22 protein-coding genes are annotated in these 21,795 nt (G+C 70.5%); 18 read left to right on the forward strand and 4 right to left on the reverse strand.

The genetic code is table 11. From position 1 onward, the window contains the following. Window positions 1-31 precede the first annotated feature (31 nt). The 5 genes from KYK13_RS32055 to KYK13_RS32075 are packed head-to-tail and all read left to right on the forward strand — an operon-like array spanning window position 32 to window position 4,716. Complete coding sequence (locus KYK13_RS32055; protein WP_223637550.1) at window positions 32-907, forward strand: SCO family protein; 876 nt, start codon at window positions 32-34, stop codon at window positions 905-907. Further along, window positions 904-1,950, forward strand: coding sequence for a cytochrome c oxidase subunit II (coxB, locus tag KYK13_RS32060; protein ID WP_223637551.1), 1,047 nt, complete (start codon window positions 904-906; stop codon window positions 1,948-1,950). Before KYK13_RS32055 ends, coxB begins: the two co-directional genes overlap by 4 nt. Beyond that, a complete protein-coding gene (locus tag KYK13_RS32065; RefSeq protein WP_223637553.1) occupies window positions 1,934-3,610 on the forward strand; it encodes a cytochrome c oxidase subunit I in 1,677 nt (558 codons plus the stop codon). Before coxB ends, KYK13_RS32065 begins: the two co-directional genes overlap by 17 nt. After that, window positions 3,603-4,265: a cytochrome c oxidase subunit 3 family protein gene (locus KYK13_RS32070; RefSeq protein ID WP_223637555.1), complete on the forward strand. Its 663-nt coding sequence runs from the start codon at window positions 3,603-3,605 to the stop codon at window positions 4,263-4,265. The genes KYK13_RS32065 and KYK13_RS32070 overlap by 8 nt, the downstream gene beginning before the upstream one ends. 10 nt (window positions 4,266-4,275) lie before the next feature. Next, entirely contained in the window at window positions 4,276-4,716 is a 441-nt protein-coding gene (locus KYK13_RS32075) for a cytochrome C oxidase subunit IV family protein (protein ID WP_223637557.1), read from the forward strand. Between the two features lie 92 nt (window positions 4,717-4,808). Here the strand turns inward: KYK13_RS32075 and KYK13_RS32080 are convergent, their stop codons facing one another. Beyond that, window positions 4,809-5,876, reverse strand: a complete 1,068-nt coding sequence (locus KYK13_RS32080; RefSeq protein WP_223637559.1) for a DUF481 domain-containing protein — start codon at window positions 5,874-5,876, stop codon at window positions 4,809-4,811. A gap of 169 nt (window positions 5,877-6,045) precedes the next feature. Between KYK13_RS32080 and KYK13_RS32085 the strand changes: the two genes are divergently transcribed. The 5 genes from KYK13_RS32085 to KYK13_RS32105 all read left to right on the forward strand — a co-directional run bounded on the left by KYK13_RS32085 (window position 6,046) and on the right by KYK13_RS32105 (window position 10,313). After that, window positions 6,046-6,717, forward strand: a complete 672-nt coding sequence (locus KYK13_RS32085; protein ID WP_223637561.1) for a hypothetical protein — start codon at window positions 6,046-6,048, stop codon at window positions 6,715-6,717. A 42-nt stretch (window positions 6,718-6,759) separates the two neighbouring features. Next, the gene (locus tag KYK13_RS32090; RefSeq protein ID WP_223637563.1) at window positions 6,760-7,716 is read left to right on the forward strand and encodes a GNAT family N-acetyltransferase; all 957 of its coding nucleotides are present in this window, start codon (window positions 6,760-6,762) and stop codon (window positions 7,714-7,716) included. A 159-nt stretch (window positions 7,717-7,875) separates the two neighbouring features. After that, window positions 7,876-9,015 (forward strand): hypothetical protein, encoded by a 1,140-nt coding sequence (locus KYK13_RS32095; RefSeq protein WP_223637566.1) that lies wholly within the window; start codon window positions 7,876-7,878, stop codon window positions 9,013-9,015. 24 nt (window positions 9,016-9,039) lie between these two features. Continuing rightward, window positions 9,040-9,342: a YkgJ family cysteine cluster protein gene (locus KYK13_RS32100; RefSeq protein WP_120593019.1), complete on the forward strand. Its 303-nt coding sequence runs from the start codon at window positions 9,040-9,042 to the stop codon at window positions 9,340-9,342. Beyond that, the gene (locus KYK13_RS32105) at window positions 9,339-10,313 is read left to right on the forward strand and encodes a hydrolase (RefSeq protein WP_223637569.1); all 975 of its coding nucleotides are present in this window, start codon (window positions 9,339-9,341) and stop codon (window positions 10,311-10,313) included. Before KYK13_RS32100 ends, KYK13_RS32105 begins: the two co-directional genes overlap by 4 nt. Here the strand turns inward: KYK13_RS32105 and KYK13_RS32110 are convergent, their stop codons facing one another. Further along, window positions 10,314-10,835 (reverse strand): hypothetical protein, encoded by a 522-nt coding sequence (locus KYK13_RS32110; RefSeq protein WP_223637572.1) that lies wholly within the window; start codon window positions 10,833-10,835, stop codon window positions 10,314-10,316. Between the two features lie 1,345 nt (window positions 10,836-12,180). Here KYK13_RS32110 and KYK13_RS32115 point away from each other — a divergent pair. Beyond that, window positions 12,181-13,269, forward strand: a complete 1,089-nt coding sequence (locus KYK13_RS32115) for a hypothetical protein (protein ID WP_223637575.1) — start codon at window positions 12,181-12,183, stop codon at window positions 13,267-13,269. Further along, window positions 13,266-13,871 (forward strand): outer membrane beta-barrel protein, encoded by a 606-nt coding sequence (locus KYK13_RS32120; protein ID WP_223637578.1) that lies wholly within the window; start codon window positions 13,266-13,268, stop codon window positions 13,869-13,871. The genes KYK13_RS32115 and KYK13_RS32120 overlap by 4 nt, the downstream gene beginning before the upstream one ends. A gap of 12 nt (window positions 13,872-13,883) precedes the next feature. On the opposite strand, the gene KYK13_RS32125 is transcribed toward KYK13_RS32120, so the two are convergent. Further along, window positions 13,884-14,294 carry a response regulator gene (locus tag KYK13_RS32125; RefSeq protein WP_223646858.1) on the reverse strand — a complete coding sequence of 137 codons (411 nt, stop codon included), beginning with the start codon at window positions 14,292-14,294 and terminating at the stop codon, window positions 13,884-13,886. Between the two features lie 296 nt (window positions 14,295-14,590). Here KYK13_RS32125 and KYK13_RS32130 point away from each other — a divergent pair, with 296 nt between their 5' ends. Together KYK13_RS32130 and KYK13_RS32135 are read left to right on the forward strand one after the other, a co-directional pair. Further along, window positions 14,591-15,994: a DEAD/DEAH box helicase family protein gene (locus tag KYK13_RS32130; protein ID WP_370645453.1), complete on the forward strand. Its 1,404-nt coding sequence runs from the start codon at window positions 14,591-14,593 to the stop codon at window positions 15,992-15,994. Next, on the forward strand, window positions 15,988-17,193 hold the full coding sequence (locus KYK13_RS32135; RefSeq protein WP_223637580.1) for a DUF790 family protein: 1,206 nt from the start codon (window positions 15,988-15,990) through the stop codon (window positions 17,191-17,193). The genes KYK13_RS32130 and KYK13_RS32135 overlap by 7 nt, the downstream gene beginning before the upstream one ends. A gap of 15 nt (window positions 17,194-17,208) precedes the next feature. On the opposite strand, the gene KYK13_RS32140 is transcribed toward KYK13_RS32135, so the two are convergent. Continuing rightward, on the reverse strand, window positions 17,209-17,574 hold the full coding sequence (locus KYK13_RS32140; protein WP_120528580.1) for a helix-turn-helix transcriptional regulator: 366 nt from the start codon (window positions 17,572-17,574) through the stop codon (window positions 17,209-17,211). 129 nt (window positions 17,575-17,703) lie between these two features. Between KYK13_RS32140 and KYK13_RS32145 the strand changes: the two genes are divergently transcribed. The 4 genes from KYK13_RS32145 to KYK13_RS32160 all read left to right on the forward strand — a co-directional run bounded on the left by KYK13_RS32145 (window position 17,704) and on the right by KYK13_RS32160 (window position 21,692). After that, window positions 17,704-18,066, forward strand: a complete 363-nt coding sequence (locus tag KYK13_RS32145) for a response regulator (RefSeq protein ID WP_223637582.1) — start codon at window positions 17,704-17,706, stop codon at window positions 18,064-18,066. Between the two features lie 64 nt (window positions 18,067-18,130). Further along, on the forward strand, window positions 18,131-18,973 hold the full coding sequence (locus KYK13_RS32150) for a metallophosphoesterase (protein ID WP_223637584.1): 843 nt from the start codon (window positions 18,131-18,133) through the stop codon (window positions 18,971-18,973). 84 nt (window positions 18,974-19,057) lie between these two features. Continuing rightward, the gene (locus tag KYK13_RS32155; RefSeq protein WP_223637586.1) at window positions 19,058-20,359 is read left to right on the forward strand and encodes a DUF418 domain-containing protein; all 1,302 of its coding nucleotides are present in this window, start codon (window positions 19,058-19,060) and stop codon (window positions 20,357-20,359) included. A 55-nt stretch (window positions 20,360-20,414) separates the two neighbouring features. Beyond that, window positions 20,415-21,692 (forward strand): DUF418 domain-containing protein, encoded by a 1,278-nt coding sequence (locus KYK13_RS32160; protein ID WP_223637588.1) that lies wholly within the window; start codon window positions 20,415-20,417, stop codon window positions 21,690-21,692. The last annotated feature ends 103 nt before the right edge of the window (window positions 21,693-21,795 follow it).

The raw sequence follows: 21,795 nt of genomic DNA on the forward strand, positions 1-21,795 counted from the left end.
CCGCTCCTCCTACCCAGAGCCGTCCTTCGCCATGCCGTCCCTTCTTCCGCCCTCCTCCGCCCGCGCCGCCGGGCTCCTCGTGGCGCTCGCGCTGGTGCTTGCCAGCGCCGCGCCCGCGTACGCCCTGCCGGGCGGGGGCAAGACGCCTCGTGCCATCATCGAGGCGGACTCCGACCTGCCCCCGCCGGTGACGGGGGTGGACGTCGAGGAGCACCTGGGGGAGCCGCTCCCCCTGGAGACCCGCTTCCTGGATTCCAACGGGGAGGAGGTCCGGCTGGGCACGCTGCTGTCGAAGACGCGCCCCACCCTGCTCACGCTCGTCTATTACGAGTGCCCCATGCTCTGTAACCTCGTCATCAACGAGCAGGTCCGCGTGATGCGCGAGCTGGGCCTGGAGCTGGGCAAGGACTACGAGGCCGTCACCGTCAGCATCGACCCCAAGGACACCCCGGCGCAGAGCGCCGAGCGCAGGCGCAAGTACCTGCAGTCCATGGGCAAGCCGGAGACGGCCCCCTGGCATTTCCTCACCGGCACCGACGAGAACATCCACAAGCTCGCCGATGCCGTGGGCTTCAAGTACACGTATGAGCCGAGCACGAAGCAGTACGCCCACCCCGCGGTGGTCACCGTGCTCACCCCGGAGGGGAGCATCTCGCGCTACCTCTACGGCACGTCGTTCGACCGCAAGGACGTGAAGCTTTCGCTGCTGGAAGCAGCAGGCGGTCGGGTCGGGACGAGCGTCGATCGCATCGTCATGTCCTGTTTCAAGTATGACACCGCCACGCGGCGGTACGGTTTCTACATCTTCGGGTTCATCCGCCTGGGCTCCCTCGCTGTCTTCGGCGCCCTGGCCATGATGCTGATCTATTTCTGGAGGCGCGAGCTGAAGAAAGGCGCGACTACATGAGCGACCTGGCCAACCAATTCCTGTTCCTCCCGGAGCGCGCGTCCACGTTCGCGGAACGGGTCGACTTCCTGCACTACTTCGTCGTCGGCACGACGATGGTGATGTCCGCGGGCGTCGGCCTCGCGGCGCTCTTCATGTTCTTCCGCTACCGCCGGCGGGAGGCCCACCAGCACACGGAATACGTGGTGCCGGACCTGAAGACGGAGTTCCTCTTCGTGTCCGTCCCGCTGGTGTTCTTCCTGGCGTGGTTCGCCATCGGGTTCCGGGACTTCACCTGGTTCACCACTCCGCCCAAGGACTCGATGGATGTCTACGTCATGGGCAAGCAGTGGATGTGGAAGTTCTCCTACCCGGAGGGCCCCAACGGCGTGAACGTGCTGCACGTGCCGGCCAACCGCCCGGTGCGCCTGCTCATCACGTCCCGCGACGTCATCCACTCCTTCTTCGTCCCGTCCTTCCGCATCAAGATGGACGCGCTGCCGGGCCGCTACACGCAGGCCTGGTTCGAGGCGACGAAGCCCGGCACGTACCAGGTGCTCTGCACCGAGTACTGCGGCCTGTCGCACTCGAAGATGCTGGCCGAGGTCGTCGTGCTCTCGCCCGAGGACTACGAGAGCTGGCTGAAGGAGCAGCAGCGGGGCCGCCTGCAGGACCGGCAGGACGCGCTGGCGGACACGTCGCTCGTGCCGTCCGTCGCCCGCATGGCGGAGCAGGGCCAGAAGCTGGTGGGCACGCAGGGCTGCCTCAAGTGCCACTCGGTGGACGGCTCGCGGCACATCGGCCCCACCTTCCTGGGCCTCTTCGAGCGCGAGGAGAAGCTCGACGACGGCCAGACCATCCGCGTGGATGAAGCCTACATCACCCAGTCGATGATGGACCCGGGCGCGCACATCGTCGCCGGCTACCAGAACGTGATGCCGACCTACCAGGGCAAGCTGCAGGGCCCCGAGTCGGCCGCCATCGTCGAGTACATCAAGACGCTGCGCACCGCGAACGTGCGCGAGACCGCTTCCGAGGGCCCCGCCTATGACCCCATCCAGTAGCATCGCCGCGCCGGGGGCCGTCCCCGGCCATGAGGCGCACGACGACCACGGCCACCACCCGAGCTACCTGACGGACGGCACCACGGTGAAGTCGTGGCTGCTGACGGTGGACCACAAGCGCATCGGCATCATGTACATGGCGTGGATCCTGCTCTTCTTCCTGGTGGGCGGCATCTTCGCGCTGCTCATCCGGATCGAGCTGCTCACGCCCGGCCCGACCATCATGGACGCGATGACGTACAACCGCGTCTTCACGCTGCACGGCGTGGTCATGATCTTCCTGTTCATGATCCCCGCCATCCCGGGCATCTTCGGCAACTTCATGCTGCCGCTGATGCTGGGCGCCAAGGACGTGGCGTTCCCGCGGCTGAACCTGCTGTCGCTCTACGTGTACCTGGCGGGCGCGGCCTTCGCGATCTGGGGCATGCTCAACGGCGGCCTGGACACCGGCTGGACGTTCTACACGCCGTACAGCGCGCACACGACGACCACGGTGGCGCCGGTGCTCTTCGGCGCGTTCATCATCGGGTTCAGCTCCATCCTCACGGGCATGAACTTCATCGTCACCACGCACACCATGCGTGCGCCGGGCATCACCTGGTTCAAGATGCCGCTGATGGTGTGGGCGCTCTACGCCACCAGCTGCATCCAGGTGCTGGCGACGCCGGTGATTGGCCTGCTGCTGCTCCTGGTGACGGCGGAGAACCTGTTCAGCCTGGGCATGTTCGACGTGGCCCGCGGCGGTGACCCGGTGCTCTTCCAGCACCTGTTCTGGTTCTACAGCCACCCGGCCGTGTACATCATGGTGCTGCCGGCGTTCGGCGTGATGAGCGAGATCGTCTCCGCCTTCAGCCGCAAGAACATCTTCGGCTACCGCGCGGTGGCGTACTCCAGCGTGGGCATCGCGTTCGTGGGCTTCTTCGCCTGGGGCCACCACATGTTCGTGTCCGGCCAGTCGACCTTCAACGCCGGCGTGTTCGGCGTGCTGTCGATGCTGGTGGGCGTGTTCACGGCCATCAAGGTCTTCAACTGGGTGGGCACGGTCTACAAGGGCGCGGTGGAGTTCACGACGCCGTTCGCCTACTTCTGCGGCTTCCTGTTCTTCACCGTGTTCGGTGGCATGACGGGCATCGCGGTGGCGACGGTGTCGCTGGACGTCCCGTGGCACGACACCTACTTCGTCGTGGCGCACTTCCACTTCATCATGGTGGGCGCGACGATCATGGCCTTCCTGGCCGCGCTGCACTACTGGTTCCCGAAGATGTTCGGGAAGATGTACCACGAGGGGTGGGGCCTGGTTTCCGCGGCGCTCATCATCCTGGGCTTCAACGCGACGTTCATCCCGCAGTTCCTGCTGGGCAACGCGGGCATGCCGCGCCGCTACTACGAGTACCCGGAGCGCTTCCAGGCGCTGAACGTGGCGTCCACGGCGGGCGCGTCGCTGCTCGCCTTCGGCTTCGTCATCATCGCCATCTACCTGACCTACGCGCTCATCTACGGCAAGCGCGTGGACAACCCGTGGAACAGCAAGGGCTACGAGTGGCTGACCATGTCCCCTCCGCCCACGCACAACTTCATCGGGCCCCAGCCGACGTATCCCGAGGAGCCGCACTTCTACGTGGATCCGAAGAAGGCCGAGGGCGAGGTGTCGGATGTCTAGCGCTCACGTGACGCCGGGCTCGGTGCCCGGTCCCAAGCTGGCTGCCCACTTCGCGTCGCTGGATGTCCAGAAGCACGCGGCGCGGTTGGGCATGTGGCTGTTCCTCGCCACGGAAATCCTGCTCTTCGCGGGTCTGTTCGCGTGCTACGCGGCCTACCGCTTCCTGTTCCCGGAAGCGTGGGCGGCCTCCAGCCGCAGCCTGGACCTGACGATGGGCACCATCAACACGGTGGTGCTCATCACCTCCTCGTTCACCGCCGCCATGGCGGTGCACTACGCGAAGGAGGGCAAGAACGCGATGGTGGGGCACATGAACGTGCTCACCCTCCTGATGGCGGTGGCGTTCCTCGTCATCAAGTTCTTCGAGTACAAGCACAAGTTCCACATCGGGACGCTGCCCGGCCGCTACTACTTCTACGAAGGCATCCAGATGCCGGGCGCGCCGCTGTACTTCACGGTGTACTTCGCCTCCACGGCGCTGCACGCCCTGCACGTCATCATCGGCATGACGGTGCTGGGCTTCGCCACGGTGCGCGCGTACCGCGTCGGGGACTTCAGCGCGAACAACTACACGCAGGTCGAGCTGGGCTCCATGTACTGGCACCTCGTCGACCTGGTGTGGATCTTCCTCTTCCCGATGCTGTACCTGGTCTGAGGGTTACGACATGGCCATCGCCAACGAATCGCGTCAGGAAGAGCACAACATGCAGGAGCACCACGGCGCCGGGCGCTACGTGGTCATCTGGATTGCCCTGCTGGTGCTCACGCTCGTCACGGTCTTCACCGGCCGCATGCACCTGCCCAGCTACGGCCTCCTGCTGGCGCTCGTCATCGCCAGCGTGAAGGGCACGCTGGTGGCGCTGTACTTCATGCACCTGTCCGAGCACCAGGGCGCCAACCGCCTGGTGTTCGGTGTGTCCATCCTGTTCGTGGTGCTGCTCATCGGCTTCTCGCTGATGGACCTGGGCACCCGCTTCCGCCTGGCCAACCCCCCGGGGTCGCAGTACAGCGACCTGCAGGCGGTGGACATCGGCGCGAACCCGGTGGAAGGCCGCACCGGTGGGCACGAGCAGCTCAAGAAGCAGGAACACGAGACGCACGAGTAGTTGCCACTTCCGTCAGTCCTTGAAGCACGAACGCGGCGCCCGGGATTCCTCCCTGGCGCCGCGTCGCTTTTGGCGGGCTGCCGGACCGCGGACTACAGGGCGACGGTCAGGTTGAAGGAGAGCGCCGTATCGGTGGACACCTTGCCCGGGGGCGGCGCGCTGTCCGACTTCACGAGGAAGCCCACGCCCAGGGCCAGCGCGTCGGTGAGGTTGGCCATCACCTGGGACTGGCTGCTGAAGAGGACGCGCGAGTCGGAGATGACGCTGACCAGGATCTCCGCGTCCTCCTGGAAGGTGATGTCCTTGGAGAGGCCGTAGCGGAACATGGCGCCGAAGCGGGGGCCGCCCAGGTCCACGTCCGCCAGGTCCGTGCGCACCGGGTAGTACTGGAAGCGCAGTTCGCGCGCGTAGCGGAAGGCGAAGTCGGTGCGCAGGATGGCCTCGCGCGTGCCGGACTTCTCGTCCTTCTTGGTGTCGAACCAGAGGATGCCGGCACCGGCTTCACCGTAGGGCCGCGCCTCGATGCTCTTGATGTGGTCCGTGTCCACGCCGGTCAGCAGGTAGCCGGAAATCTGCTCCGTGAAGCGGCGGTCCCCGCGCAGCTCGATGCCCGCGTTGAGGGCCACCACCTGGGACAGGGACTCCACCTCCCCTTGCACCTCGGGCGGGCGGCTGCGGCCGTACGCGCCGTAGGCCTTCACGGAGTAGATCCACTTGTCCGTCTTGCGCAGCGCGCTGGCCAGGCCGCTCACGGTCAGCGTGGAGGCGTTGCCGGTGAGGGAGATGAGGCTCAGGCCCACGCTGACGTCCCAGGGGCTGGGCTTCGCGGGAGCTGCCGCGGCGGCGACCTCGGGGGCGGGCGGCGCGGGCGGCGGGGCGATGGGCCCGCGCGCGGTGACCTCCGCCAGCTTCTCGATGGCCTCCGCGAGCCGGGCGCTGGCCTCGGCGGCGCGCTCGGCGGCGAGGGCGGCACGCTCCGCGGCGGCGGCGGCGCGCTCGGCGGCGGGGGCATCCGTGGGGAGGGCGGCGGGCGGGGGCGGCGCCGGCGCCGGAGCGCGAGCGGTGGCCGGAGCCGGCGGCGGCGCGGCCGGATGCGGCGCGGCGGGCGCGGGCGTCTGGGCTTGCAGTGACGAGGCGAGCAGCAGTGCGACGGGGACCATCGGAGTTCCTCGAGGTGAGGCAGGTGCGGCAGCGGACCTGCAAGGGAGCGTGAAAGGGCCGGCTCCCTTTCCGGCGTGCACTTCTTAACGCATGCGGGACACGAAGCGTCGTGACCTTCTAGGCTCGGAGTGCGGGTCCTTCCCGGGCCCGGTACCTGAGGACCCGCTCTTGAGGCCCGCCCTGCTTCCGCTGCTGTTCGCGCTGTCGTCGTGGCCCGCGGTCGCCCTCGCGGCTCAGAAGGTCACCGTTCCGGTGGATGTGGGCGTGGGGCCGGCGGTGTTCGTGTTCTCCGGCCCCATCGCGGACGACCAGCTCCTGCACACGGGGCTGAAGCTGTCGGTGGACGCGGTGCTGGACAGGGAGTGGCTGCGCAAGAACCCGCGCGCCATTCCCGCGCGCTACCGGAAGCAGGCGCAGCAGATGGACGAGGTGCGCATCTCGCCGTCCATCTTCATCCCGGACTCGTTCATCATCTCACCCAGGTACCGCGACACGGGGATGTACGGCGTGACCTTCAAGCCGCTGGGACTGGGGGTGCCGCTGTCCTCCAGTCCGGTGCGCTTCAAGCTGGGCGTGGGGCTGGTGTTGACGTACGCGTACATCTTCTCCGACTCGCTCCCGGACACGCACCTCCTGCGGCCCGGTGCGAGCCTGGGCGCGGACCTGGAGTTCCAGCTCGCGAAGAGCTTCCTCGTCAGCGTGGGCTGGGAGTCCACCTTCTACGTGCCGCAGGAGCTGGGCGGGCTGGGGCTGCCGGACTCACCGGGCGACGGCATCTTCCACGTGGGGCAGGCGTACCTGCAGCTGCACTTCCGCTTCCCGTACACCACGACGTTGTAGCGCTCGCACACGGGCGGGTCGTGTGCCTAAGTGCCCGGCACCATGACCCTCGTCCTCGCCACCGACGCGCAGAAGGCGCAGCGCGACGCCGTCACCCATGCCGCGTGGGGTTCGCCCCTGAGCGTGCCGCAGTATCAGGAGCGCGAAGCCCGGCTGCGCGCGCACCCGTGGAGCCGCGAGGGCATGAACACGTGGCTGTGGCTGGCGGACGACGGCCGGGTGCTGGCGTCGTGCGAGACCTTCCACACGGACAGCTTCCTCCGGGGCGCGGACGGGCAGCTCACGCAGGGGGACAGCTACGGCATCGCCAGCGTCTACACCGAGGAGCACCTGCGCGGCCGGGGACACGCCACGCGGATGATGGACGCCGTCGCCGAGGCGCTGGAGCGGATGGCGCCGCGGCCGCACTCGGTGGTGCTCTTCTCCGACGTCGGAGCGCCGCTGTATCGCCGGTCGGGCTACGTGGAGGTGCCCGCGTGGGACTGGCACCTGGACGCGGCGGAGGCGCCGGGAGGACGGCCCGTGGACGGCGGGCTCCAGGAGACGGACGTGGCCGGGGCGCTCGCGCGGATGCGCCGGCCGGACGTGCCGTTCTTCCTGTGGCCCAGCGCCACGCAGGTGGACTGGCACCTGGAGCGGGAGCGCATCTACGCGGACCTGCTCGCGCGGCCCCGGCCGCGCTCGTGCGGCGCCGTGGTGGGCGAGTCCACCGCGCTGTGGGTGATGAACGCGCGCTATGGCGAGTTGGTGGTGTTGATGCTGGACGCGCGGGATGCCTCCGCGGCGGAGGCGCTGCTCTCCGAGGCTCGCCGCGTGGCGCATCAGGCGGGGCTCAAGCGCGTGGTGTGGTGGGAGGAGACCGCGACGGCCTCGCTGATCACCGGGGTGCCCGGCGCGGTGCGCGTGCAGCGGGATGGCTCGCTGCCCATGCTGCGCCCCCTGCGCCCGGGGCTTCCTCCCGCACCGGAGGTCCCCTTCCCTCGCGCCCTGTGGGTTTGAGCCTGGCGGCCGTCATGGCCCCATGCGGTCAGGGCTGCGAGCCCCTGGAACAGCCCCCTGGTGAGCGGTCTGGCTTCCCACCTCCGGCCCGGTGGGAGCAGGGGCGGCGCCCCCAACCCGGATGTGTCAGGCGGCGACAGGTCCCCTAGGATGCGCCCCATGGCCGAGCGAAGGCGCATCATCGAGGGCACCTGGAACTGCACGTCCTGCGGCGCCAGGAACATCCCCGCCCGTCACAAGAACTGCCCCTCCTGCAACAACCCCCGGGAGCTCACCGGCAAGGAGTCCGAGTTCGACTTCGGTGACGTGGACGCGGCCTCCGGCAGGTCCACCCGCGAGGGCGTCACCGACGAGCAGGCCCTGGACCTGGCTGGCGCCGGCGCGGACTGGTTCTGCGCCTACTGCGGCGCGGCCAACCGGGGCGACGGCAAGCGCTGCCGGCAGTGCTCGGCCGAGCGGGGTTCGGACGCGAAGGCCGCGCCGCTCGCGGACCTGTCCCCCAAGGCGCCTCCCCCGCCCGCGCCCAAGCCCCGCCGCTTCGGGAAGGTGGCGCTCATCGTGGTGGGCATCCTGAGCTCGTGCTGCCTGGGCACCTGCGCGGTGGGCATCTGGGGCAACATGAAACATGAGCTCAAGGGCGAGGTGGTGGCCACCACCTGGCGCCGCGCGCTGGTGCAGGAGCGCTTCGTGCCGGAGACGCGCACGGGCTGGCGGGACGAATTGAGCGCCACCTCGCCGCGCATGCCGGTGAACGGCGCGGGTGAGGTGGCGGGCGTGACGAACATCCGAGACTGCGTGTCCCGGCAGCGCGGCACCCGCCGGGTGGCGGACGGCACCGAGCGCGTGTGCCGGACGAAGACGCGCAAGGTGGCCTGCGGCACCGAGGAGAAGTGCACCCGCCGCGACAAGGGCAACGGCTTCGCGGAAGAGGTCTGCCACGACGTGACGAAGTACTGCAACGAGTCCTACGAGGACTGCAACACGGAGACGCGCTACCGCAACGAGCCCGTCTACGCGCAGCAGTGCTCCTATGACACGTACGTGTGGAAGCCGGTGGACACGCGCGAGCTCAAGGGCACGGAGGGGCCGCCGCGCTGGCCGGAGCTCACCGCCGGGACGAACGAGCGGGTGCGGCGTGAAGAGGACTACACCGTGCTCGTGCGCTACGACGATGGCGGCGTGAAGCAGCACGAGGTGAAGCCCACGCGCGAGGAGGAGTTCGTCGCGTGGAAGAAGGGCCAGGGCGTCACGCTCACCGTGACGAACCTGGGCAAGGTGGAGCAGGCCGTCCGCCGCTGAGCGCGGCACCGCCCGAGGAGCCGCATGGAGTGCACCTGCTGTGGCGCCTGCTGCGTGGCGCCGGACATCGCCGCGCTGGACAAGCCGCTGGGGCTGCGGTGCCCGCACCTGGGCGCGGACAACCTGTGCACCGTGTACGAGCGGCGCCCCCAGGTGTGCCGGGACTACGCGGCGGACGAGGTGTGCCGCCGCATCGAGGCCCCCACGCTGGAGGAGCGCGTGAACAACTACCTGGCGCTGTTCCAGCTCACCGCGGAGGCGGAGGCCGTGCGCAAGTCCGGCTGCGCCTCCATGCGGATGGCGCGCGCCATCAGGGAGCGGAAGTGACGTTCCAACCCTCCGAGCCGTTCGTCCCCGCGGCGGGCCTTCGCGGCCCGCATGCGCAGACCATCTACGCGTCGCTCGTGCGCCCCACCCGCGTGCCGCCCCTGCGCCGGGAGCGGCGTGACCTGCCGGACGGGGACTTCGTCGACCTGGACACCTTCGACGGGCCGACGGGCGCGCCGCACGTGGTGGTGCTGCACGGCCTGGAGGGCTCGTCGCGGGCGGGCTACGTCACGGAGGTGCTGCGGGGCGCGGCGAAGCGCGGCTGGGGCGCGACGGCGATCAACTTCCGCTCGTGCAGCGGGGAGCCGAACCGGCTGGCGCGGGCGTACCACTCCGGGGACACGGCGGACACGCTGCTCTTGATGGCGGACGTGCGCTCGCGCATCACCGGGCCCATGCTCGCGGTGGGTTTCTCTCTGGGCGCCAACGTGCTGTGCCGGCTCCTGGAGGAGACGGGAGACCGGGCGCCGGTGGCGGCCGCCGCGTCCATCAGCGCGCCGTACGACCTGGATGCATGCTGCCGCAAGCTGGATGGCGGCGGTGGCTTCCACTGGCTCTACCGCGAGCGGTTCCTGCGCACGCTCAAGAGCAAGGCCCGCGCGAAGCTGCGGCGGTTTCCGGGCGCGTTCGACGGGACGCGCATGGAGGCGGCGCGCACCATCCGGGGCTATGACGACGTGGTCACCGCGCCCCTGCATGGCTTCCGGGGCGCGGAGCACTACTACCGGGAGGCGTCGGCGGGGCCCCGGCTCGCGGACATCCGCCGGCCCACGCTGCTCCTGAGCTCCGCGGATGATCCGATGCTGGAGGCGCCGGTGATTCCGCCCTCGGCGCGGGACAACCCGTTCCTCAGCGTGGTGCTGACCGAACAGGGCGGCCACGTGGGCTTCGTCGCGGGCCACGCGCTCCGTCCGTATTTCTGGGCGGAGACCCAGGCGCTCACGTTCTTCGAGCGGGTGCTCGCCCGCTGATCAGCCGAAGAAGAAGGTGAGGCCGAGCTTTCCGGACGGCTGCACCTTGCGCATCATCCACGACTGTTTCTCCACGGGAGAAAGGGAGTCGCGGAAGGGCTCATCCAGCTTCTTCAGGCTGGGGACGTCCATCTCCATGAAGCTCACGCCGCCGCGCACGAAGAAGCTGAGGCGCCGGGTGGCGTTGAACTCCAGGCCCACGTGCGTGCTGATGTACGTATAGCCCACGCGCTCCATGGAGGAGGCGGGCAGCTGCGTGCGGTCCGCGAGCCGACGGTTGAGCGTCTTCGTGCTCGCGGCCTGCGCGTGCCCGAACTCCCACGAGAACGAGGGCGAGACCTTGCTCTTCAACGGGAGCAGCGTGAGCCCCGCGCGCAAGGCGCCTCGCAGCCCGTTGTGCGCCCCCCCGATGTGCAGCCGCAAGTACGGCGAAGGTCGGAGGACGCCTGAGAGCCCCGCGCCCTCGGGCATGCCCGCGTCGAGCATCAGACCGAAGGGCGCCAGCCGCTCCGGATCATTCATGCGTCGCCGGCCTTCTCCTTGCTGTGCCTGGACCTGCGGTAATTGCATCTGGGGTTCTGTCTCGGCCATGGCCGAGTGAGCCGCCAGGACCGCTACCGCCGCGGTGACGATGGACACCGCTCCCATGAGGCCTCTCCCCCGTTCCGGAAATCGCGGCCACGCGCGATGAGCTTTGCGAGGTACGCCGGATCCCGGGAGCACCTGCGCTCCGAGACCCGGCTGCGTGTTGCTCCCCCCGACCCGCCACTCCACTCCCGCCGCCACACGTCCGGTGCTGACTGCCGCGACACCTGGATGCCGTTGCCGGCTGGTTCGCGAAGCGCCCGCACCGCCATGTCTTGATTCACGGCCCCTCACGTCTCCCGTCCGGCGATTCCGTCTGCCTTTGCCGGACTCCCCCCAAGCTGCGCACTGCACCATCCCGCCGCCCAGCCCCATCAAACGTCCCGCCTGCTGCCTTGCTCGACCGCGCCGCCAACTGCCACTCGTGCCGCGAGCCGCGCGGTGTTGCGTGTTGCGCTGATCCACTGCTCCGCGGTGCCGGGCTGATCCACCGTGCTGCCCCGCGGATCCGTGCTGCTCGATGCGTCCCCCTCCCCCGTCCCGCTCGTGCTGCTGCTGCCCCGTCCTGCGTTGCTGCCCCAGTCCCGCCCGTCCTGCCCCGTGCCGCGTGCTGCCCCGACCTGCCCGCCCGACCCCGTGCTGCGTGCTGCCCCGTCCCGCCCGTCCTGCCCCGTGCCGCGTGCTGCCCCGACCCGCCCTACCCCGTCCTGCGTGCTGCCCCGTCCCGCCCGTCCGACCCCGTGCTGCGTGCTGCCCCGACCTACCCGCCCTACCCCGTCCTGCGTGCTGCCCCGTCCCGCCCTACCCCGTCCTGCGTGCTGCCCCGTCCCGCCCTACCCCGTCCTGCCTTGCTGCCCCGACCCGCCCGTCCTGCCTTTACCGCCCCAACCCCCGTTCCCGCCCTTGCTGCCCCGTCCCGCCCGGCCCCGTGCTGCGAGCTGCCCCAGTCCTGCCCGTCCTGCCTTTGCCGCCCCCAACCCCGTCCCGCCCTGCCCCGTCCTGCGTCCTGCCCCGTCCTGCCCTGTTCCCCCTGAAGCAGCGCGGCTTCCCCCCCACCGACTCCGTCCCCCCGCCGTGCTGCCCGTCCCTGCTGCCGGGGTGCCTTAGCATTCGCCGTGCCGACGCCCCCTCGTGGATTATTCCCCTGGAATATCAATAAGTTGAGACATTCAGCCCCGCAGGGCGACATGGGCTGTGGGTTCGGAGCCGGAAAAAACTCCTGACCCTTCGGGGCCCCGGCCTAACGTGTGACAGCTCTGTTGACGGGATGATGGAGGAACCCGTGCGCCTTCCTGTCGCCGCCGCACTGCTCAGCCTGGTCGCCTGCTCCGAATCGACCGAAGGCACCACTCCGAAGCTCGAGGGCCTCATCAATCCGCGGCAGCGGCTCGTCACCCCCGCGCGCGTCTGCAACGCCGGTGGCGGCCCCACGGGATGGCGATTGGAGCTCATCGGCAGCCGCTTCACGCCCGTGCCACGCGACGCGCTCACCGACACGCCCTCCGTGGAGCTGCCCCAGGTCTCACTGCGCGGCCCGAGCGACTACACGCTCCCCGCCGACCATGTCTTCTTCGCGCGCACCGAGCTCATGCGGATGGACCTGCCCACCCGCGACAGCACGCCGTCGACCACGCTCCCGCCGGGCACCTACTCCGTCTCCGTGACGAACCCGCTGGGCGGCACCTCGGAGCTCGAGGACGCCCTGCACGTCGTGCCACCGCCGGCCGTCACGAACCTCACCGTGCCCGAGGGCTTCCGCTACAACGCCGCCAGCCCCCTCATCATCGAAGGCAGTGGCTTCCGTTCAGACGCGCTGCCGCTCATCGTCCTCCAGCGCGACGGCGACGAGGACCACCCCCTCTTCACGCTCACCGTCGTCTCCGACACGCGCATCGAAACCGAGGTGCCGCCCGCGACGCCGGAGGGCACCTACGCCCTCACCCTCACCAACCCGGAGGGATGCTCCGTCACGCGTCCCCAGGCGCTCACCGTCGCCTATCCGCGCCTGGGCACCCTCTCCGTGGCGCCTTCGAGCGGCCCCGCCACCCGCGACACGGTCATCACCCTCACCAACTCCGCTTCCACCGGCCCGGCGTCCTTCACGCCCGGCGCCCACGACGTGTACCTCGTCGCGCCCGTGAAGACGGACCCCGGCCAGCCGGTGAACATCCCGCTGTATGACGTGACCTACGTGTCCCCGACGCGGCTCCGCGCCACGGTGCCCACCTGCTCCGGCTTCGACGCGCGGCCCGTCACGGATCCGTCGTGCCCTGGCGGTGTCGTGCCTGGCACGTATGGGCTCATCGTCGCGGACCCCAACGGTGCCTACGGAGTCATCCCCGCGTCCTCTGGCTTCACGGTCTCCCCATGAACGCGCTCGCCCTGCTCGCGGCCGCGGCGCTGGCCGCCGCTCCCTCGCCCAAGAAGGACCGTGAAGGCCCCTTCTTCATCGCGCCCAAGGTGGGCTTCATCAAGCCCACCACGTCGCTCGGCGGCGACCTCTACCTGGGCGGCGAGGTGGGCTACATCACGCCCTGGCTCCAGCGGCGGCTCGCGCTGGTGCTGGAGGTGAACTACCAGCGGCCCTCCATGTCGGGGACGCTGCGTGGGCCCCAGCTGGACAACCTGGGCCAGCCCATCGAGTCCCCGTACACGCTCGCCGAGCGGCAGGTGGCCATCCAGTTGTCCGCCGTGTTCCGCTTCCCGCGCGCGTTCGGGCCGCTCACGCCCTACGTGGGCGCGGGCCCCGGCCTGTACCTGCACCGCACGACGGTGGAGTCGTTCGACAGCACCACGTCGGAGAGCGGTGGCGGGCTGGGCTTCCAGGCGCTCGCGGGCGCGGAGCTGCCGCTGGGTCCGGGCGGCGTCTTCCTGGAGGCGAAGTACCAGTTCGCTCCGGTGGACTTCCTCACCACGGGCGACGTGAACGCGGGCGCGGTGCTCGCGGCCGTGGGCTACCGGCTGCGCCTGTAGTCCCCGGGTGGCTCAGGCCCGTCCCACCGGCGGGCGCAACGTCCGCAACAGGTGCTGGGCCAGCAGGTCCCGCGTGGCCTGGAGCACCGACCCCATCAGGTGGTGCAGCGCCTCCGCGGTGTCACCGTGGGCTTCGCGCACGCGCTCGCCGCGACCGTCGAAGATGCGCAGCCGGCCGGGCACCAGCGAGATGACCGGCAACGACGGGTGCCGCTTGCGCAAGAGCCCCAGGAACAGCGGGTGGTCCTCGTCCGGACGGCGCAGGTCCACCACCACCAGCGCGGGCTTGTTCTCCGCGATGGAGGCGAAGGCATCATCGGGCTCGCCCGTGGCGGACACCTCCACGTCCGGCTCCGCGTGCAGGAAGCGGCTGAGCAGCGCCCGGGACGCCGCATGCGGGCTGACGATGAGGACCCGCATCAGCGCGCCGACGCCTGGAAGAACACAGGCCTCCAGCTGGCGGGCGGCATGCGGCGGTCTACAGCAGGGCGGATCCAGGACATGGAAGGTCCACGTAACGTCCTCGCCCCCCTCACGGCAACCGTCCTCGCGTCCAGGAGGCACGCTGTGCCTCCAGGCAACCGGACGTCCGTGCCCGTGGCTTCTTCCCGCCGCGCGGGCCAGAGTGGCGGAGCGCCGCCCAACCCGCTACTTCCCATCCCCGCGAGCCTCCCCCCACGTCGGTTCCCCAAGCGCCCCGAGCGTCCGTCATCGAGCCCCTGCCCTCCCCCCTCATCGAGCTGCACTACGACAGCGGCACGCTGGTGGCTCCGACGCTGCCCGACGACGCGCGCCTGCACGCGCTCTTCCAGAAGGACGGGCGCACGGGCGTCTTCCGCGCGCCGGCGCTGCACTACCGCGACGTCGTCCTCCGCCTGCGCGAATGCGGGCTCCCCTACGAGGACCGCGCGAAGCGCTTCGAGCCGGTGGAGCTGCCCCTCGCGGTGCCCATCGAGCCGTTCCCGCATCAGCGCGCGGCGCTGGATGCCTGGACGCGCGCGGGAGGCAAGGGCCTGGTGGAGCTGCCCACCGGCGCGGGCAAGACGCTGCTGGCGGTGCTGGCCATCGCGTGGGTGAAGCGGCCCACGCTGGTGGTGGTGCCCACGTTGGACTTGATGGCGCAGTGGCAGGGCGTGCTCGCGAAGCACTTCGCCACCCCGGTGGGCATGGTGGGCGGCGGCGTCAACGACCGACAGACGCTGACGGTGACGACGTACGACTCCGCGGCGATGCAGATGGAGTTCACGGGCAACCGCTTCGGCCTGCTCATCTGCGACGAGTGCCACCACCTGCCCGCGCCCAGCTATCGGTTCATCGCGGAGGGGACGCTCGCGCCCTACCGGCTGGGTCTCACCGCGACGCTGGAGCGCGCGGACGGCGGCGAGCGCGTGTGCGAGGAGCTCCTGGGGCCGCTGGTGCACCGCACCGGCATCCAGGAGCTCCAGGGCCAGTACCTGGCGCCCTATGAAGTCCGCCGCATCGAGGTGCCGCTCACGCCCGACGAGAAGGCGCGCTATGACGAGGCGCGGGGCAGGTACCTCACGTTCGTGCGGAGGCTGGGCGTTCCGCTCGCGTCGCCGGACGGCTGGGCGCGCTTCCTCGCGCAGAGCCAGCGCAGCGACGAGGGGCGCGCGGCGTACCGGGGCTACCGGGAGCAGCGCCGCATCGCGCTCACCTCCAGCGGCAAGCTGGACGCGCTCTGGAAGATATTGCTGGAGCACCGCGAGGACCGCGTCATCGTCTTCACGGACGACAACGAGACGGTCTACACGCTCGCGCGCAAGCTGCTGCTGCCCGCGCTCACGCACCACACGCCGCTGCCGGAGCGCAAGGCGCTGCTGGCCGCGTTCGCCAACGCGGAGCTGCCGGTGCTGCTCACCTCGCGGGTGCTCAACGAGGGCGTGGACGTGCCCGACGCGCGCGTGGGCGTGGTGCTCAGCGGCAGCGGCAGCGTGCGCGAACACGTGCAGCGCCTGGGCCGCATCCTGCGAAAGCGCCCCGGCAAGCGCGCCCTGCTCTACGAGGTGTGCTCCGCGCAGACGGCGGAGAGCGGCATCAGCGAGAGGCGCAGGCAGCACAGCGCCTACCAGGGCCAGGAGCCGGAGGGTCTTCCCGAGTGCTGACGCGTGAGCTGCTCGCCTCGCGCGTGCGCGAAGGCATCCTGCGCCCTTCCTTCGTGAAGACGCACGACCCGTCCCTCCAGGCGCTCGCGAAGGAGCTGCTCGCGGACGCCGAGTCCTTCCGGGGCCAGCGCCGCGACGACGTGGAGGAGGCCTTCGGCCTCAAGGCCGGCGCGTTCAGCCGCCCCAAGGTCGCGCGCGGGCTGGTGAAGCTGCTGCTCGACCGGCTCCTCTTCGACGAGGCCGGTGAGGGCGCCCAGGAGGCCCGCTGGCGCACGCTGCTCGTGGGCGCGAAGGTGCTCAGGGCCCTGCCTCCGGACACGACCCTGGAGGCCTACGAAGCGCGCCTCGCGGAGGCCCTGGACGCGCCGCTCGGGGACACGCGCGAGGCGCTCTACTCGGACCTGCCCGGCCACCGGAAGCTGCTCGGGTGGGACGGCGAGGCGCTCACGCCCCAGGGGCTGCTGGACCGCTACAACCTGGCGCTCGCGCAGGGGCCGCTGCTCAACGCCCGGCGCCTCACCCTTCGCGCGCGGTCGCCGGAGCTGCTGCGCGTGCGCAAGCTGTTGCGGTGGCTGAAGTTCTGCCGGCTGGTGGCGGAGGTGCGGCGCGACGGCGAGGACTGGTCCCTGGAGGTGGAGGGCCCCGGCGCCATGCTGTCCCTGCAGAAGAAGTACGGCCTGCAGCTCGCGAGCTTCCTCTCCGTGGTCCCCATCCTGGAGCGCTGGGAGCTGTCCGCGGTGCTGGAGGACGCGCGCAAGCGCTCCACCCTCCAGCTCTCCCACGAGGATCCGCTGGTGTCCCCGCTGCCCGCCGCGTTGGGGCACGTGCCGCCGGAGGTGGCCGCGCTGGCGGAGGGGTTCGAGGACGCGGACTGGGAGCTGGATTTGACGCCCCTGCCCCGCCACACCGGCGCCGCCGGCCTGTGCGTGCCCGACCTCACCTTCCGCCACCGGAAGACGGGCCGGCAGGTCGCGCTGGAGCTGTTCCACCCATGGCACGCGGCGCCGCTGTCACGCCGGCTGTCGGAGATGCGCGCGCGCCCCGACGCGGGGCTGCTCCTGGGCGTGGACCGGGCGCTGGCGAAGGAGGCGGCGGAGCGGCAGGCGCTGGAGGATCACCCGCAGGTGGTGCTCTTCAACGGCTTTCCCTCCGTCCGGAAGCTGCGGGAGCGGCTCTCGCGCTGGGACGACGCCGGGTGAGCACCGCAGCGGCCTTCAGCTCCGGGGTTTGAACTGCGAGGCCAGCACGCTGAGGATGCGGATGGAGCCCCGGTCCAGCTGCTTCGCGCGGCGCAAGAGCCGGCGCAGCTCGGCGGATTCGCCGTAGTCGGACGGAGGCTCCGCGGCCCACTTCACGTCCTGCGACGGCTTCAACCCCAGCGCCTCATCCGCGGAGATGGACAGCACCACGCACAACCGGCGGAAGGTCTGGATGCTGGGCAGCATGTGGCCGCGCTCCAGCCGCCCATAGACCTCACTCGCGATACCGATGCGCTCCGCCACGTCCGCCTGGGTCAGGTTCAGGCGGGTGCGGGCGACGCGGGCCGCGCCTCCGAGCCGGGATGCGAGGGTCTTTTCCATGGGGTCGTTAACCTACCGGGTTCGCCCATGTCGATATGACTTGAGAGGTTGGCTTCCAAGAACTTCCGGGGTAGGCTTTTCGCGACACAACCTCTTGCGTCTAGCCTCTCCGCACCACCCACCGCCTTCATGCGAGAGCCCTCCCACGCCCCGCCCAGCTTCCTCTTCGTGGACGCGGATCCGCGCGCGCTCGCGGCGCTGCGGCGGCTCGTCCGGCACCTGCCCGGCGACAAGCGCTATGCCCTGGGCGTGCGCGAAGCGGAGCGGCTGATGGGGGAGGCCATGCCGTCCGTGGTGGTGTGCGGCTACGGCCTGCCGGATGGGGACGGGCTGTGCCTGCTGTCGTGCGTGCGCGCCCGGCATCCGCGCGCCGCGTGCGCGCTGCACACCACGCACCCGCCCTCGCGCGGGCTGCGGGAGCAGGGCATCACCTGGATGGACCGCGCCGCGCCGCCGCAGCAGGTGCTGGCGCTCCTGGCCTCGTTGAGCTGACGGCCGGGCGTTCCCGTGGCGCGCGCGGCGGTGCGCGTTAAGGTAGGGCGCTCCCACGCACGCCATGAAGCTCTACGCCATCAGCGACCTGCACCTGCGGCACAAGGAGAACCACGAAGCGCTGGCGGCGCTCACGCCACGTCCGGACGACTGGCTCATCGTCGCCGGCGACGTGGGCGAAACGCTCGCGGACATGGAGCTGATGCTGCGCACCCTCACCGCGCGCTTCCGCCAGGTCGTCTGGGTGCCGGGCAACCACGAGCTGTGGACCCTGCCCTCCGAACAGCCCCCGCTGAAGGGCGAGGCGCGCTACCTGCGCATGGTGGACCTGTGCCACCGCTACGGCGCGCTCACGCCGGAGGACCCGTATCCGCGCTGGCCCGGGGAGGGCCCGCACCGCGTCGTCGTCCCCATGTTCCTGGGCTACGACTACACCTTCCGCCCGGACTCCGTGCCCGCGGAGAAGGCGCTGGAGTGGGCCTGGGAGGACGACCTGATGTGCACGGACGAGGTGCTGCTGCATCCGGAGCCCTACCCCACCCGTCAGGCCTGGTGCCACGCGCGCGTGGAGCGCACCCGCGCGCGGCTGGAGCGGCTGCCCGAGGGGTGCTCCACCATCCTCATCAACCACTACCCGCTGCGCTACGAGCACGTGCGGCTGCCGCGCATCCCGCGCTTCTCCATCTGGTGCGGTACGCGGCTCACCGAGGACTGGCACACGCGCTACCGCGCGGAGGTGGTGGTGACAGGGCACCTGCACATGCCCGCCACCCTGTGGCGCGACGGCGTGCGCTTCGAGGAGGTGTCCCTGGGCTACCCCAACCAGTGGCGCCACCGCGGCGGGGGCCTGGACCGCGGCCTGCGCGAGGTTCTGCCCGGTCCGCAGAAATCCGCCCCCCTTCCGTGACGTCGTGAGCCACATGCGCGCGCGGGCCGCGTCACACCGCATGCGTTTGACGGTGTGGTGCACGCAGGCGTGTAGTTCCGCGCCATGCCCGAGCCCTCCTCCGTTGGTCCCGTCGAAGTCTCCGAGCGGGTGCACCTGCTGGACGCCCTGCGTGGCTTCGCGCTGCTGGGCGTCTTCCTGTCCAACAGCCTGAGCTGGTTCAGCGGCCGGTCGCTCCTGCCGCACGAACAGGCGCAGGCGCTGGTGGCAGCCCCGCTGGAGAAGTGGGTCGGCCAGCTCTACGCCTTCTTCGTGGACCAGAAGTTCATCACCCTCTTCTCGCTCCTCTTCGGGCTGGGCTTCGCGCTGCAGATGACGCGCGCGGAGGGGCGGGGCGCCTCCATCGTGCCGGTGTACCGGCGCCGGCTGGGGGTGCTGCTGGGGCTGGGCCTCGTCCACATGTTCGCCGTCTGGGTGGGCGACATCCTCAGCACCTACGCGCTGGTGGGCTTCGCGCTGCTGCTGTTCCGCCAGCGCTCCGACAGGACGGTGCTCACCTGGGTGGCGGTGCTCTTCGTCGTCCTGCCGCTCACGCTGTCCATCGCGCAGCGCTACGGGCCGGAGCTCTTGCACGGCAAGGAGGCGGCGGAGCAGGCCGCCCGGGCCACGCGCGAGGTGGAGGCCGCGCACCGCACGGCGTTCTTCACCGGCCTGTCCAGCGACTCCGTGCTGACGTCGCAGAAGGCCAACGCCCTCTTCGCGTGGCAGAGTCTGCCCAACCCGGGCCGCCCCATCTGGCTGTGCATCATCCTGGGCCGCTTCCTCCTGGGCCTGTGGGCCGGACGTCAGCGACTGATGGAGGACGTGGAGCGCCACCGCAAGCTGTTCGTCCGGGTGGTGGCCTGGGGGCTGGGCGTGGGCGGCGCCATCGCGACCCTGTCCCTGGTGCTCTACCTGAAGAAGCAGGGCGTCCCCGGAGGCCCCGGGGCGCAGGCCAGCCCTCCGGCGTGGATGGTGGGGATGCGCACCCTGCGGGAGGTGGGTTACCTCTTCATGGGCTGCGGCTACGCGGCGGCCTTCGCGCTGCTCTTCCAGAAGGAGCGCTGGAGGAAGGCCCTGGGCGTGCTCACGCCCGTGGGCCGCATGGCCCTGACGCTCTACCTCATGCAGTCGCTGCTCAGCATCGGGCTGTATGACGGCTGGGGGCTGGGGCTCGTGGGCCACACGCCCCCGTCACGCACGGTGCTCCTGTGCCTGGGCGTCTTCGCGGCGCAGGTGGCCTTCAGCCACTGGTGGCTCAAGCGCTTCCACTTCGGCCCGGTGGAGTGGCTGTGGCGCTCGCTCACCTACGGCCGCGCCCAGCCCATGCGCCTTGCGCCCGCCCGCCAGGCGCGCCCGGCGCACTGAGCCGCCCCGGGCACCGGATTGACGCTGCCAAGTGCGGCAGCGTGTAGTCCCCGACATGTCAGAAATACCCACCCCAGGTCCCATTGACAATTCCGAGCGTGTCCACGCGCTCGACGCCCTGCGCGGCTTCGCGCTGTTGGGCGTCTTCGTCTCCAACAGCCTGAACTGGTTCAACGGCCGGGTCTTCCTCCCGCGTGAGCAGGCCCTGGCGCTCGCCGCGCCCCCGCTGGAGGTCGCGGTCAACGCGCTCTTCGGGCTGCTCATCGAGCAGAAGTTCGTCACCCTCTTCACCTTCCTCTTCGGGCTGGGCTTCGCGCTGCAGATGACGCGCGCGGAGGGGCGGGGCACCTCCATCGTGCCGGTGTACCGGCGCCGGCTGGGGGTGCTGCTGGGCATCGGGCTGGTCCACATGTTCGCCCTCTGGCTGGGCGACATCCTCACCACCTACGCGCTGGTGGGCTTCGTGCTGCTGCTGTTCCGCCAGCGCTCCGACAAGGCGGTGCTCGTCTGCGCGGCGCTGTTCCTGTTCGTGGTGCCCACCGTCTTCTCCGTGGGGCAGCGGGTGCTCCCCATGGTGCTGGACGGCGCGGCGGAGACGGAGAGCGCCCAGAAGGCCGCGAAGGAGCTGGACGCGGAGCGCCGCGCGGCGTTCATCGCGGGCCTGTCCAGCGACTCGGTGGTGGCCAGCCAGCAGGCCAACGCGCGCTACGGCTGGGAGAGCATCTCCAACCCCAACCGGCCCATCCTGCTGTCCATCATCCTGGGCCGCTTCCTCCTGGGCCTGTGGGCCGGGCGCCGGGGGCTCCTGCAGCAGGTGGAGCGCCACCGCCCGCTCCTGCGGAAGCTGGCGGCCTGGGGGCTGGGGGTGGGCGGCGTCATCGGGCTGTTCATCATGGGGCTCAACATCCAGTACCGGAGCATGACGAACCTGCCGGGCTGGCTGGTGTGGATGCGCATCCCCAAGGACGTGGGCGTCCTCTTTTTGGGCGTGGGCTACGCGGCGTCCTTCGCGCTGCTCTTCCAGCAGGAGCGCTGGCGCAAGGTGCTGGGCGTCTTCACCCCCGCGGGCCGCATGGCGCTGACGCTCTACCTCATGCAGTCCGTGGTGAGCCTGTGCCTCTATGACGGCTGGGGCCTGGGGCTCGTGGGCCGCACGCCCCCGTCGCTCTCGGTGCTGATGAGCCTCGTGGCCTTCGCGGGCCAGGTGGCCTTCAGCCACTGGTGGCTCAAGCGCTTCCGCTTCGGCCCGGTGGAGTGGCTGTGGCGCTCGCTCACCTACGGCCGCGTCCAGCCCATGCGCCCGGCCCCCGCCGTGGCGCCCGCGGTGGGCTGAGCGCCCCAAAGAAGAAACCCCGGGTCCCGCGAGGAGGCGGGAGCCCGGGGCTTCATCAGGGCGGGGCGCGGCGACCGCGCCACGCCCCGTCCTGCGTCAGGAA

Source organism: Corallococcus sp. EGB (genome assembly GCF_019968905.1).
Lineage (GTDB): Bacteria > Myxococcota > Myxococcia > Myxococcales > Myxococcaceae > Corallococcus.

What these genes read in the sequence shown, in the direction of transcription:
- KYK13_RS32155 (WP_223637586.1), top strand. Translation starts at nt 19,058, where the DNA reads ATGCCCGAGCCCTCCTCCGTTGGTCCCGTCGAAGTCTCCGAGCGGGTG.
- KYK13_RS32150 (WP_223637584.1), top strand. Translation starts at nt 18,131, where the DNA reads ATGAAGCTCTACGCCATCAGCGACCTGCACCTGCGGCACAAGGAGAAC.
- KYK13_RS32065 (WP_223637553.1), top strand. Translation starts at nt 1,934, where the DNA reads ATGACCCCATCCAGTAGCATCGCCGCGCCGGGGGCCGTCCCCGGCCAT.
- KYK13_RS32160 (WP_223637588.1), top strand. Translation starts at nt 20,415, where the DNA reads ATGTCAGAAATACCCACCCCAGGTCCCATTGACAATTCCGAGCGTGTC.
- KYK13_RS32145 (WP_223637582.1), top strand. Translation starts at nt 17,704, where the DNA reads ATGCGAGAGCCCTCCCACGCCCCGCCCAGCTTCCTCTTCGTGGACGCG.
- KYK13_RS32110 (WP_223637572.1), bottom strand. Translation starts at nt 10,835, where the DNA reads ATGAATGATCCGGAGCGGCTGGCGCCCTTCGGTCTGATGCTCGACGCG.
- KYK13_RS32055 (WP_223637550.1), top strand. Translation starts at nt 32, where the DNA reads ATGCCGTCCCTTCTTCCGCCCTCCTCCGCCCGCGCCGCCGGGCTCCTC.
- KYK13_RS32120 (WP_223637578.1), top strand. Translation starts at nt 13,266, where the DNA reads ATGAACGCGCTCGCCCTGCTCGCGGCCGCGGCGCTGGCCGCCGCTCCC.
- coxB (WP_223637551.1), top strand. Translation starts at nt 904, where the DNA reads ATGAGCGACCTGGCCAACCAATTCCTGTTCCTCCCGGAGCGCGCGTCC.
- KYK13_RS32100 (WP_120593019.1), top strand. Translation starts at nt 9,040, where the DNA reads ATGGAGTGCACCTGCTGTGGCGCCTGCTGCGTGGCGCCGGACATCGCC.
- KYK13_RS32070 (WP_223637555.1), top strand. Translation starts at nt 3,603, where the DNA reads ATGTCTAGCGCTCACGTGACGCCGGGCTCGGTGCCCGGTCCCAAGCTG.
- KYK13_RS32080 (WP_223637559.1), bottom strand. Translation starts at nt 5,876, where the DNA reads ATGGTCCCCGTCGCACTGCTGCTCGCCTCGTCACTGCAAGCCCAGACG.
- KYK13_RS32090 (WP_223637563.1), top strand. Translation starts at nt 6,760, where the DNA reads ATGACCCTCGTCCTCGCCACCGACGCGCAGAAGGCGCAGCGCGACGCC.
- KYK13_RS32095 (WP_223637566.1), top strand. Translation starts at nt 7,876, where the DNA reads ATGGCCGAGCGAAGGCGCATCATCGAGGGCACCTGGAACTGCACGTCC.
- KYK13_RS32140 (WP_120528580.1), bottom strand. Translation starts at nt 17,574, where the DNA reads ATGGAAAAGACCCTCGCATCCCGGCTCGGAGGCGCGGCCCGCGTCGCC.
- KYK13_RS32075 (WP_223637557.1), top strand. Translation starts at nt 4,276, where the DNA reads ATGGCCATCGCCAACGAATCGCGTCAGGAAGAGCACAACATGCAGGAG.